This is a genomic window from Paenibacillus faecalis (assembly GCF_900289175.1).
GTDB lineage: Bacteria > Bacillota > Bacilli > Paenibacillales > Paenibacillaceae > Paenibacillus_AQ > Paenibacillus_AQ faecalis.
The window spans coordinates 513,278-525,555 of sequence record NZ_LT985747.1; the positions used below are offsets into that span (position 1 = coordinate 513,278).

11 protein-coding genes and 1 riboswitch are annotated in these 12,278 nt (G+C 45.5%); all 11 genes read right to left on the minus strand.

What is annotated here, in order from left to right:
• Positions 1-11: 11 nt before the first annotated feature.
• The 11 genes from eutA to C8268_RS02510 all read right to left on the minus strand — a co-directional run bounded on the left by eutA (position 12) and on the right by C8268_RS02510 (position 12,116).
• Positions 12-1,442 carry an ethanolamine ammonia-lyase reactivating factor EutA gene (eutA, locus tag C8268_RS02460; protein WP_106766215.1) on the minus strand — a complete coding sequence of 477 codons (1,431 nt, stop codon included), beginning with the start codon at positions 1,440-1,442 and terminating at the stop codon, positions 12-14.
• A gap of 157 nt (positions 1,443-1,599) precedes the next feature.
• A complete protein-coding gene (locus C8268_RS02465) occupies positions 1,600-3,018 on the minus strand; it encodes a sensor histidine kinase (RefSeq protein WP_106766216.1) in 1,419 nt (472 codons plus the stop codon).
• A complete protein-coding gene (locus C8268_RS02470; protein WP_106766217.1) occupies positions 3,011-3,583 on the minus strand; it encodes an ANTAR domain-containing response regulator in 573 nt (190 codons plus the stop codon). Before C8268_RS02470 ends, C8268_RS02465 begins: the two co-directional genes overlap by 8 nt.
• A 75-nt stretch (positions 3,584-3,658) precedes the next feature.
• On the minus strand, positions 3,659-4,090 hold the full coding sequence (locus C8268_RS02475) for a EutP/PduV family microcompartment system protein (RefSeq protein ID WP_106766218.1): 432 nt from the start codon (positions 4,088-4,090) through the stop codon (positions 3,659-3,661).
• A gap of 14 nt (positions 4,091-4,104) precedes the next feature.
• Positions 4,105-4,458, minus strand: coding sequence for an ethanolamine utilization microcompartment protein EutS (eutS, locus tag C8268_RS02480; RefSeq protein ID WP_106766219.1), 354 nt, complete (start codon positions 4,456-4,458; stop codon positions 4,105-4,107).
• A 200-nt stretch (positions 4,459-4,658) separates the two neighbouring features.
• Positions 4,659-5,801, minus strand: a complete 1,143-nt coding sequence (locus C8268_RS02485) for a 1-propanol dehydrogenase PduQ (RefSeq protein ID WP_106766220.1) — start codon at positions 5,799-5,801, stop codon at positions 4,659-4,661.
• A gap of 382 nt (positions 5,802-6,183) precedes the next feature.
• Positions 6,184-6,338: riboswitch (adenosylcobalamin (AdoCbl) riboswitch) on the minus strand.
• A 70-nt stretch (positions 6,339-6,408) separates the two neighbouring features.
• Positions 6,409-7,158 (minus strand): superoxide dismutase family protein, encoded by a 750-nt coding sequence (locus C8268_RS02490; RefSeq protein ID WP_106766221.1) that lies wholly within the window; start codon positions 7,156-7,158, stop codon positions 6,409-6,411.
• Positions 7,159-7,361: 203 nt separating this feature from the next.
• On the minus strand, positions 7,362-8,654 hold the full coding sequence (locus tag C8268_RS02495; RefSeq protein WP_106766222.1) for an alpha-L-fucosidase: 1,293 nt from the start codon (positions 8,652-8,654) through the stop codon (positions 7,362-7,364).
• Positions 8,655-8,657: 3 nt separating this feature from the next.
• The gene (locus C8268_RS02500) at positions 8,658-10,349 is read right to left on the minus strand and encodes an ABC transporter substrate-binding protein (protein ID WP_106766223.1); all 1,692 of its coding nucleotides are present in this window, start codon (positions 10,347-10,349) and stop codon (positions 8,658-8,660) included.
• A gap of 41 nt (positions 10,350-10,390) precedes the next feature.
• Complete coding sequence (locus tag C8268_RS02505) at positions 10,391-11,287, minus strand: carbohydrate ABC transporter permease (protein WP_106766224.1); 897 nt, start codon at positions 11,285-11,287, stop codon at positions 10,391-10,393.
• 13 nt (positions 11,288-11,300) lie between these two features.
• Positions 11,301-12,116, minus strand: coding sequence for an ABC transporter permease (locus C8268_RS02510; protein ID WP_234032650.1), 816 nt, complete (start codon positions 12,114-12,116; stop codon positions 11,301-11,303).
• Positions 12,117-12,278 lie beyond the last annotated feature (162 nt).

Here is a 12,278-nt window from a genome sequence, read left to right on the forward strand (position 1 = left end):
TACCAACTCGATTAATGAAACACGAGCGTTTTAATGACGACAGGAAGTACCTTTCCGCCTGCAATCGGCTTGCCGATATCGATATAATCGCCATTATCCACCTGAATGCTGTCGATGCAGATGACATCCTTCTTGTAGCCAAGCAGAGCATACAGCGTCTGCCCCAGCACCTTCGCCATGTCCTCATGAACGATGACGATGAGCGGATACTCCCTTGCCAGCAATTCTGACATTCCCTTGTACAATCCTTGAGCATATTTCTGAACCTCTTGAAAGCTCGGACTGCTCTTTCCTTCCACAGCGATGGCAACCCGCTGTAAATCATTGTTCAGCTTGAACCAATTCAGTTTATCCTTGACAGCTTGCGCCAGCACATCGCTGCTTCCCGACTCATCCACCGAAGCAAGCTTCAAAATCGGGATGTTCTTGATCGGAAAACTTTTTTCCGTGTAGGTGATCGTGCTTCCACTGATCTCGGTCGTATGAGAACCCGCTCCAACGACGGTAGCCCGAATCGTCTCCGTAGAACGCACGACGGTTAACTGCTGTGTCAAGGAAGATGCGGCGATGGCTCTTCCGAGCAATATTCCGATATCTCCATATCGAAATTCATCTCCAGTCTCTTCGTGATAGATGTAATCCGCCACCCCTCCGGAGAAGGAAATGCACGAAATGCTCCGATCCAGCTTCAGACCTTTGTTCGTTACGATGGTCTCATAGAAATCTCCCGCCGGCCTGAGACCAACACTTTCCTCCAACAGCTTGACCATTTCAGCGATTATCGGCGCAAGATCATCCGGGGTCACCCGCTGGCCCAATGCGAGGTTCAATCCTCTTACCGCCGCAAGCTGCTTGATCTTCGGAGCGATGTACGTAATCTGATGCGTATTCGGATCAACTCGTATCAATCGTCCCCCGATGTCAAGGCAGCCCGTATCCAGCAGATCACCGTTTGCAAACAGTGCAAGATTGCTGGTCCCTCCGCCAATGTCAATGTTCACAATAGATGTGGAAAACTCTTTTGAATACGTATGGGCACCTGCACCTTTAGCTGAAATAATACTTTCCAGATCAGGGCCAGCGGTAGCAACGACGAAATCTCCGGCAAATCCGCTTAATGACAGCAACACTTCATTCGCGTTATCCTTGCGCGCCGTTTCACCCGTGATGATGACAGCGCCTGTTTGAATCTCCTCTTTGCGAATGCCAGCCTTCTCATACTGTTCCTGCACGAAAAGCTGGATTTTCTGCATATCGATCCGATTGTCTTCCAGAACAGGCGTGAAGCAAATATCGCTGCGATAAATCACCTCTTTGTCCGTAATCACCAAACGCGGCACTGAGAAAGAGGATGCCATGTTTTGGATATGCAGCTTTGAGAGCACAAGCTGGGTCGTAGACGTCCCCATATCAATGCCTACACTTAACAATTGCTCATTCACTTCTCTCACCCCCTACCCGATCGTGACCCAGTAAAATAGACGAAAAAAGGCTTAAAGTCATAACCTTTTCGCCTGAACGAAAATGGTTAACTTTAAGCCTCATTGCTTAGCAAAGCTACACCCTTGTAGCCTGATTTATTCATTTTTCAAGAAGTTGTTATTTTTTAAATGTAAACGTAACAGCCGTTCCGTCACTGCCCGACACGATAGAAAGCTTACCTTTCAGCTTGTCCTTTACATAGCTGCGGACGATGGATAACCCCAAACTTTTAGACGGCTTTTCTTCAACCGTGAATCCGGCCCCATCATCAATAACACCAACGGTAATCAAACCACTTTCCAGCTGCACAGTCACCGTAATCGTACCTTTCTTGCAATCGCCAAACGCGTGCTCGTAGCTATTATGCAGCAGTTCGCTAATGATCAACGCAATCGCAACGGTACGATCACTGTCCAAGAAAACACTTTGCGCAGCTGATATCTGGATATCGATCGCATTACAATCGACGAAGCAGCGCTGGATGTTCGAAGAAATAAGCTGAATGACATCAACCAGATCCACCTGCGCTTCGATCTCCATCGATAACAATTCATGGGTCGCAGCAATAGCGAGCACTCGACTGACACTGTCATTCAAACACTTTTTAGCTTCCGGACTCTCACATTGGCGGCTCTGTATACGAAGCAATGAAGCTACCGTCTGCAAATTATTTTTTACCCGGTGATGAATCTCTCGAATAGCTACCGATTTGGAAATAATCTGCGCTTCCTTTTCCTTGATTTCCGTCACATCATGTAAAATTATGCCTATGCACAGATCCTCCTCATTAATAAACAGCCTTTTCACCTGATAAAATCGATCCGCTGCCTTTACACTTGTCATTAATGGACAACTTGAAGACGCATAGTACTGTCTCATTACATCTGAGAACGTCGTTTGATCCAGCGAAAGATTATTATAATGCAATCCTTGAATGTCTTCCAAATAACCAAGCCGACGATAGCACATATCAGCTTGCTTGTTTTTCTGCTTCAAAAATCCATGCTTGTCAAATACCAGAACGGCATCTTCTAACTGATTTATAATCGAATCCTGGAAGCGCAGCATGGCCGTCAGCATAGAGGACATTTGGCTGTCCTCAAATTGCGTCATATTAAAGTGTGCCTGGATGTTATCACTTACATCTTTTTCATAAATAACAACAGCAATCACTTTCTCCTGGTTCCTGATCGGATGCACCGTTTGCCGGACTAGCTGATTTTCCTGCGTATTGGCGATCAGCCCCTGGGACATAACACCGGTTTCCAATGTTCGCAACGCCCCGGGTTCATTCTCGCGCAGCGCCTTCTCACCAACGACAGAACGCTTGTATAACGATTTTCCTGTGACTGGTCGATACTGGTACACCACTACGGCTTCATCCTCTACGCTGGAAAGCACATCGATGAATATGTCCTCCTGTCCGTCAGACATTTCAATGGACTCAGCCATTTCTATAATCCTTGCGATATCAGCATCGCTTAGTCCGGTATAACGCTTGCAAAGTTGACGAATGCGCTTTGGGAATTCAATCATAGGAAATGACGATCGTTGTAGCAATTTCCATCATCGGACATCGCCGGTCCATGCTTAGTTTGCGCAGGGTTTGATAGGCTTCTTCTTCGGTATAGCCATTTTCCTTCATGAGAATCCCTTTTGCTTTTTCAACAACTTTCCGTTCCTCCATCTTTTGCGACAGCTTTGACAAATCATTTTCGAGTTTGCGCACTTCCTTGCCTTTTGCAATCGTCACTTCCACCATAGGGATGAACGATTTTTCATCAAGCGGCTTCACCAGATAACCAAGCGCACCAATAGAAGATGCTTTTTCAATCGTTTGCTTATCACTGAAGGCGGTTAATAAAATAACGGCACCGGCCAGTTGCTCCGAAATAATTCGCTTACCCGCCTTAAGCCCATCTAGTATCGGCATTTGAATATCCAAAATGACCAAATCGGGCAGATGCTTCTTACATAGTTCGATGGCCTCAAAACCATCAGAAGCTTCGCCTACAACGTTGTAGTTTGCTTCTTCAAGCATCTCACGAATATCCATTCTTGTAATAGGTTCGTCGTCGACTATCACAATTTTTCTATTCATGCAATTATGCACCTCGTTGTTTACCGATTATTTGCTTGTATCTCGTGAACGTACCATCGATGATGATCGGAAGTATCACGCCTCCAAATAGGCTCGCAACTCATCTACGCCCACATGTTTCACGGATGATACTTCAAAAATACGTTCTACACCCGCAGCCTGCAAAAATGATCTTGCCTGCGCAATATCCTCATCATTCCGAGCCAGCTCCACCTTCGTTACAATCCCTATAACTGGTTTGGCGAACATCGTCGCAAAGGCCGGTGGAAAGTAGCTCTCTTCCTTTGTGCAATCTTGCACAAGTCCGATAACGTCCGCATCCACACTGGAAACTAATAACATCTTATATAGATGTCTATTTTCAATACACTCTCCAGGCGTATCAATCGCCTGTTCAAAGTTCTCAACAGCTTGTGTCTTCTTATAAGCTATTTCCTGCCCATGCAATCGTTGACACAGCGTGGTCTTACCCGATCCCGTGCTTCCAGCAAAAATAATTTTTTTCATAGCAGCTTCTTCCTTTACGTTCTCGTAATTTTCGTGGCCGAGAACCCCAGAATATTCTGCAACCCAATAAGTACTTCATTCATTGCAGATTCCACAGAAGATACATCCCCTGTAATAACAAGTGAGCCGCTGAATCGATCGACAAAACCGATTTGTACACCAGCCGCCTTTGTTGCAATATCTGCCGCAATAATAGAAGCTTCACTTGGCGTGATCGTCATGACGCCAATCGAATCCTTCGCATCGTTTCCGAGTCCTAGCTTCTTATAAATATCCGCGTTAGGATTCGCGATAATGTGAGCTAATGTTACCTGTTTACCAGGTACATATTCCTGAATGACACGTTGCTTTTCATTATGTTGTTCCATTGATCATCCCACTCTCATGTCAAACACAACTAACAAATGATTATCTCTAAAAAAACACATAAAGACTCCTTAAAAGTTCACGCGGAAATTTTAAGAAGCCTCTTCGCTTTCAATCTATAAACACGCCGTTGTGTTATCTTAACTATATTTTAACCTGCTGGTATTGTCAATATGAGCGCGTCCGAAACTTCAATCCAGATTTAGGTTCGATACATTTTGTTCAAAATTTCAACGATATCAGAAGCTGCAGGAACACGTGGATTGGTCGCAGTACAACCGTCTTGAAGCGCTCCTTCCGCAATTTCCACTTTCATCGTTTCAAACAAATCTTCCTCTACTCCGCACTCCCGCAGCGTCTGCGGCATCTGTAACTGCTTCTGTAACTGCTTGATTGCTTGCACCAGGCTTCGAACACCGCTCTTGGCATTAGGTGCAGACAGACCTATGCTTTTTGATAATTCGGCATATCTGGCTGCTGTCTTGTTGCTCTCTTCTTTACCGTATCCCGGTTTATAATCTGCATTAAATTCAATGACATAGGGCAGCAGCAGCGAGTTCATTCGACCGTGTGGAATTTTGAATTTGGCTCCGGCCACATGAGCGATTCCATGATTTAGGCCAAGTGAAGTTATATTAAAGGCCATGCCTGCCAAGCAAGAAGCATTGTGCATCTTCTCTCTTGCCTCAAGGTCATTTCCGTTCTGATAAGCCCTTGGCAAATATTTGAACACCAGCTTCATTGCTTTTTCGGCGAGCGCATCGGAAATATCATTTGCCTTGATCGACACGAATGCTTCAATCGCATGGGTCAGCACATCCATCCCCGTATCCGCAGTTATGAAGTCAGGTACGCTCTTGACCAGTTCCGGGTCCAGAATCGCTTCTTGCGGGAGCATGTGATCGTCTACTAGAGGATACTTGATATTCTTCTCCTTATCGCTGATGACAGAGAACGAGGTCACTTCTGAGCCTGTCCCGCTCGTTGTCGGAATCGCTACAAACTGAATCTCCTGAAGATTCAATATTTTGTAAGCGAACAGTTTCATCGCCTTGGCGGCATCAATTGCAGAACCCCCGCCAATTGCAATGATCAGGTCAGCCTGAAACTCACCAAGTGTTTCAACCCCCTCTGTTACGACTTCGATCGGAGGATCAGGTACAATTTTGCTAAAAATATATTGTTCATTGCTATCATCCAGCCGTTCAAACAGCATATTAATCATCCCTGACTTGATCATAAACGGGTCTGTGACAACAAAAATCCTCCTGTCTCTCCATTCCATCAGGCGATCCAGCGTACCTTGTCCCAAGTAGATGTCAGTTTTCATCGAAATTTTGTCCATATTTGTATAAGGCACCTCCAAAAATGAGCTAGAAACAAAAAAAGAGACCTCTAAAAGGAATGTATCCCTTCAAAAGCCTCTTTGCTTGTTATATCATGTGCACGACATTGTGCAGCATTCATGAAATTGTCTATCTCCAATGTACAACGTAAACCAGATACTCGTCAACCAAATGTATCATAAAAACTTCTCAATGATTTTGAAAAAAAGGGATGCACATCCTTGTGCATCATCGTTCTTCAGCATTGAAGAACCTCCTGTTGTCCACTCTATACCTCATTGTATCAAGTTTGGCGGCGCGCCAGGCCTTGCCGACAGCAGCGTCGGCTGCCCTGCTAGTAACAAGAAAAAAGCCTAGCGAGGCGTTAAATGTCACTAGACTTGTAAACCAGTCACTTTCGCCTCGAAGTGACTGGTCCAGAAACAGTTCATAGGCAAACGACCTGACTTAAGATCGAACACTTCGATCTATCACAGTGGCGGGACCGCGTTGGATTTGCACCAAACTTCCATTGCCTAAAACTTTTCTATTCTACTTATCTTGAATGGTCGTCCATTCGACATCATTATAACATAAACATCAAAATTGGCAATATACTGAAATGAGTTATTTAGGGATATTGCCGCCCATGATCCGATCACCTGAGTTTCCGGCAGGGTCGGATTTTTCATCGTCTTCCCCTTCATGGATAATCAATGATCTTCCGAGCAAGGAGTTGGTTTGATCCTTTTCGAGCGTTGCATGCTTGATGATCAGCTCCGCTTCCACCGTACCATCCTTTTCAACGATCAAATTCGGCATATCACCAACGTGACTTCCTTTCGGATTTTGAAGACCATGCTGTTTATTCATTGGATTGAAATGCGCTCCGGCGGACTTGAAATCATTCGACTCAATCGGATTTTCATGTACATGGAATCCATGCTTGCCCGGAGTTAAACCGGATGCGGAAATTTTTACCTTTACTCCGTCATTCACCTGTTCCAATGTGGCAGAGCCGGTTGGCTCACCCGATGTATTAAACAGTTTTACTGAAGGGGTCCCAATGGAAACCGAACGGGTAGATTGATCCCAGAATACCGGTGTACCCATCATTTCAGCAACCATACGCACTGGAACATATGTCGTTCCGTATTGAACAATAGATGCAGGCGCTGCAATTCCATGATTTTCATATACATCCTCCGTGGAACGATCCTCGCCGTTTACATAAAAACTTACCTTTTCAGTCGTTTGTCCAGCACTATTGAATGAATCACTCGCACTTACTGCAGCAAAGGAAAAACCTGAAAACAACATAGCCCCGGTAAGAAATGCCCCAACGATATGCTTTGTTTGATACGTTCTTTTCTTCATGTCATCGCCTCCTTGTCTAGTACTCACCTATACCCTAATTTAGAGCAAATAAACCTCAGTATTATGTGATTTAGTACTTTTGACTCGGAAACTGATCATTTCATTTCTAATTCATTAAGGAATCCGCTTACACTTCGTCCCAAATTCGTCTCAGATTTTCAAGACCGTAAATGCTGACTCCGACTCTCATGCCTGTTTACCCCCTAAGCAGTTGATTCGTCATCGATCAGTTCAAGTTCGATTACCGTATCCATTTCATCCGGAAGCTCTCCACCGGCTAGGTAAATAAAAGCACCGCTGTCCGTGTCAGAATATTGCTCCGCCATCCAAGGCGTCTCTACCTTCAACTCACTTCCATCCGCGAGTAAGCGAGCTCTTTTGATTTTCCCTTTCAAACCTTGGAAATAAATCGGGCCGATGCCGCGGTCAAAAATATGGGCGTACAGTTTATTTCCACGCTGTGTGTAACGTCCCCATTCCGGTTTATCAAGCTCCGCCATTCCGCAGCCATAAATACTGTCTCCATTCCGGCGCATCCATTCGCCGACCTCAGATAATATCTCAAGCGATTCCTTAGGTATTTCCCCTTCTGCATCCGGTCCGACATTCAGCAGCAGGTTTCCGTTCTTGCTGACGCACTCCACGAGTGCCCGTATCACTTGTCGCGGTGACTTGTATGCTTTATCGGTGGCATGGTATCCCCAGTTGCCGTTCAGCGTAATACATGCCTCCCAAGGAATGGGCTCTCCTAGCTCATTCACAATCCCGCGCGGAGGGATAATCTGCTCAGGAGAATAGAAATCCCCGGCATACACCTCTGGCTCTGCCGCCATAATGTTACCGCCAAGCCTGTTATCTATCACGATATCCGGCTGCAGGGATCGGATCGTTTCCATCAGCTCCGTTGCCCGCCATACTTCTCCAGTCATATCATCATAGGAGAAATCAAACCACATGATGTCGATTTTTCCGTAATTCGTAAGCAGCTCTTTCACCTGGCCATGCATATAGTCGAGATAACGGTTGAAATCGCGCTCTTTATCCTTGAAGGACTCCACTCCGCGCATAGGATGAATGCGGTCACTGTAAGCCGGATAATCATCATGGTACCAGTCGATGAGAGAGTAATAAAATCCAACAGCAATGCCTTCCTCACGAAATGCGTCAACATATTCTCGAATCAGGTCTCTACCCGCAGGTGTATTGGTTGCCTTGTATTCAGTCAGTTTACTGTCAAACAAGCAGAAGCCGTCATGATGCTTGGTCGTCATTACCGCGTATTTCTGACCTGCGGCTTTGGCGGCCCTTGCCCAGCTCCGCGGATCATAACGCGAAGGATCAAATTCATGGAAGTAAGGCTGATACTGTTCATTCGAAATACGCTCCCGGTTCCGCACCCATTCCCCTCTTGCCGGTATGGCATAAAGCCCCCAGTGAATAAACAGTCCAAAACGATCGTTCATGAGCGTAGCGGTTCGATTAAATCTCGGATTCATTGATTACAACCCCTCCATCTGCTGTTTTTTACTCTTCTCATCATATGCCTGCTGGTAAATTTCCAAGTAACGTGCAAGATTCATGGCCTCAAGCTGCTGGACATACCCGTCCCAATCGCTGTCCAAATCCGCATCTCCAATAACAAAACGCGCAATCATCTCGTCTACGTAATCGTTTACAGTTTTGGCCAGATCCGCAACCTCCGATGCCTGTTCATTCGTCAGGAAAAGAGGAGGTACCGTGGAAACATCCTTCGGCGCATATGGTTCGTAGTTATTCTTCGTCTCGTTATACAGAATTACCTCTAAATCATCGTCACCTTTTGCTACCGCACTCAATCGGAATTCATTCGTACGCATAGCAGGCCCGGTCTGAGCCCAGCTTACGTTTTGAACTGTACCGTAGGATTTCAATTCGGACCATACCGCCGGTTCACCGTTAATCCCGATTTCACCTTCCTTCGCCTCACGCCATTCCTCATTCGGACGGCCATATGCACTGCGGAGCGTATGTTCTCTTTCATACAAGCCGTCAGCCCAGCGGAGGGCAAGCTCTGGATTTTTCGCTTTTTTTGTGATGATGAAGGCGCCCGGATTCAACCCCGTTGTATCATTAGCTGCATACTGAACACCTTGTGGACCTTTTAATGGAGGAACCGTTTTATACTCAGCCCATCGTCCGCTGTCACCCATCAGCTGAGTGAAAACACCCTGATGGCCTCCCGTAGACGCTCCCAAAATAACCGTATCCGGATTTTCACCGACCTGAATCAATTGATTATCATCCTGCGTAAACGACTCCGGAGCGATCAAGCCTTCCTGATACAGCTTGTTCATAAAACGAAGCCCTTCCTTCCACTCCGGTTTGTTATACGCCACATCAATTTTCCCGTCTTTAACAAACATATGTTTATAGCTTGATCCGTAAGTCGGATTGTAGATAAAAGAATTCATCAGAAACGAATCGATCGAGGATCTCCATGATTTCTGCGAAATGGATAACGGAATTTCATCCGCTTTACCGTTTCCGTTCGGGTCCTGCTCTTTAAATGCTTTCAGCACATTGAATAATTCGTCTGTCGTTGTTGGCATTTCAAAATTCAGCTTTTTGAGCCACGGTTCATAAATCCACATTTTTTGGCTCATGGAGCAGTGGTAACAATCATTGATTTCGGGGAGAGCGTAAATGTTGCCATCAAGAGCAGTAATCGTCGATTTGATCTCCGGGTAATCCTGGAACATCTTTTTCGTCTGAGTTCCCTGCTTTTCAATCAGATCGTTCAGCGGCAAAAAAGCACCCTGCGAGCCGTAAATCATCTGCTGCGAAGGAGAAATGTTCAGCCCCATGATGACATCTGGATAATCCTCACTCGCCAGTACAAGATTCAGTTTTTCCTGCATGCTTTGCTCCGGAACAACCTCCCACTCGATATGAACGTTAGTCTTTTCTTCATACCACTTTGTAAACTCATTTGTTGCAAAGTTTTCGACCAATGGGTTTCCCCGAACCATAACTTTTAAAGTTTGCTTCTCTTCTACAAGCGGATAAGTGCCTGGGGCAGTCAGCTTAATCGCTGAAGCTGAGTTGTCCTTCTCCTTATCGGTTCCCGCCTTATCCGTACCTCCCGAGCAGCCGGCAAGAAATATGCTAAACGCGGTAAATGCGCTGAATGCTACCTTTAATTTTTTGTTCATAATGCCCCTCCCTGATTTCAAAAGGAAATGGAAAACCGTTATTAGCCTTTAATAGACCCGATCATGACGCCTTTAACAAAAAACTTTTGCAGAAACGGATACACAACAAGCAGCGGAAGCGAGGTCACGACAATCAGTGAATATTTAAGAAGTTCCCTCAATCCCTGACGGGCTGCTGCAGTTTTCGCGTCCCCAAGCATTTCGATATTGACCTCGTTCTGGACGAGAATGTCTCGAAGCACCAGCTGCAGCGGATACAAATCCGCCCGTTTTAAATAAATCATGGCGTTGAAGTATTGATTCCAATGTCCAACAGCATAAAACAATGCGATAACCGCTAGAATGGGACCCGAAAGCGGTAATACGATACTTCGCAAAAAGTGGAAATCCGTACACCCATCCAATTGAGATGCCTCGAGCAGTTCACTTGGTATGGTCGTCTGGAAATAGGTTCGCATAATAATGACATTCCATACGGAAAGCCCCGCCGGAATCAGCATGGCCCAGACGGTGTCAATCATGCCAAGATCCTTGACGATCAGATACGTCGGGATGAGTCCCCCGTTAAACAGCATTGTGAATACAAACACCAGCATAAAAAAATTACGTCCGCTAAAATCCTTCCGCGAAAGCGGATATGCAGCCATGACAGTAAGCACCAAGTTAATAGCCGTGCCGGCTAATGTGTAAAAAATCGTGTTACTGAAGCCTTTGACAACCATGGCATTTTTAAATACAGCTTTATAGCCCTCCAAAGTCGGTTCAACAGGCCAAAGCCACACTTTACCGGACAGCACCGCACTGCTCGAGCTGAATGAAGCGCTTACAACATAAATAAGCGGATACAGCACTACGATGAGAACAATCGACAGCATGACATAATTAAAAATCGTAAACAGGCGGTCGGAGCCGGTTTCTTTTATTGTTTTTGATTGCATACGTTACGCCCTCCTACCATAAGCTTTCCTGTTTAAGCCGTTTGGCCGTTTGGTTCACAATTAACAGCAGAATGAATCCAATCACCGCTTTAAACAGACCAATCGCTGTCGCGTAAGAAAAGTTCATGGCCTGAGAGACTAATCCGACCTTATACACATACGTATCAATGACTTCTGAAGAACGTAAATTGAGTGCATTTTGCATGAGAAGTATTTTTTCAAAACCGGTCTCAAGCATCTGTCCCGTGTTTAGAATGAGCAAAATAACTGCAATTGGCATAATACCCGGTAGATCAATATGCCGCATTCTCTGCAGCTTGGATGCTCCATCAATTACAGCCGCTTCATGCAAAGCCGGGTCAATTCCTGCAAGCGTTGCCAAAAATATAATGCAGGCGAATCCGACATTTTGCCATACATGAGACCAGACGTAGATGGACTGGAACCAGGACGCCTCCGCCATAAAGTGAACCGGTCCGATACCAAACCAGCCAAGAATCGTGTTGATCAGCCCTGTCCTGGGATCCAGAAACTGAAGCATCAAGCCAACTAAAACAACAAGTGAAATGAAATACGGTGCATACGTCACCATCTGAACCATGTTCTTGAATCTTTTGTTTCTTACATAATTTAATCCAAGCGCCAGCAGAATCGGAAATGGAAAACTGGCAAGCAGTGTGTAAAAGCTTATGGACAGCGTATTTCGCAGCAGTCTCCAAAACTCATGCGAGTGGAAGAACCGCTCAAAATGAGCGAAACCTACCCACGCACTCCCTCCGATTCCTTTCGTTACATTAAAATCTTTAAAGGCAATCGACGCTCCGTACATAGGCACATACTTGAAAATAATAATGTACAGAAGCGGCAGCGAAAAAAGTGCGTACAGCTGCCATTTAACTCTGATCTTCTTCCAGCCCTTCAGTGCCTATCACCCCAATCTAATAAAATGGTCTTGCTGACCGGTCCGGTGATTAGAAGTATAAAAGGACTT

Excerpts from the sequence above, each read along its gene's own strand:
- C8268_RS02470 (WP_106766217.1), bottom strand. The coding sequence starts at position 3,583 with ATGAATAGAAAAATTGTGATAGTCGACGACGAACCTATTACAAGAATG.
- C8268_RS02485 (WP_106766220.1), bottom strand. The coding sequence starts at position 5,801 with ATGGACAAAATTTCGATGAAAACTGACATCTACTTGGGACAAGGTACG.
- C8268_RS02495 (WP_106766222.1), bottom strand. The coding sequence starts at position 8,654 with ATGAATCCGAGATTTAATCGAACCGCTACGCTCATGAACGATCGTTTT.
- C8268_RS02505 (WP_106766224.1), bottom strand. The coding sequence starts at position 11,287 with ATGCAATCAAAAACAATAAAAGAAACCGGCTCCGACCGCCTGTTTACG.
- C8268_RS02490 (WP_106766221.1), bottom strand. The coding sequence starts at position 7,158 with ATGAAGAAAAGAACGTATCAAACAAAGCATATCGTTGGGGCATTTCTT.
- C8268_RS02475 (WP_106766218.1), bottom strand. The coding sequence starts at position 4,090 with ATGAAAAAAATTATTTTTGCTGGAAGCACGGGATCGGGTAAGACCACG.
- C8268_RS02500 (WP_106766223.1), bottom strand. The coding sequence starts at position 10,349 with ATGAACAAAAAATTAAAGGTAGCATTCAGCGCATTTACCGCGTTTAGC.
- eutS (WP_106766219.1), bottom strand. The coding sequence starts at position 4,458 with ATGGAACAACATAATGAAAAGCAACGTGTCATTCAGGAATATGTACCT.
- C8268_RS02510 (WP_234032650.1), bottom strand. The coding sequence starts at position 12,116 with ATGTACGGAGCGTCGATTGCCTTTAAAGATTTTAATGTAACGAAAGGA.
- C8268_RS02465 (WP_106766216.1), bottom strand. The coding sequence starts at position 3,018 with ATGATTGAATTCCCAAAGCGCATTCGTCAACTTTGCAAGCGTTATACC.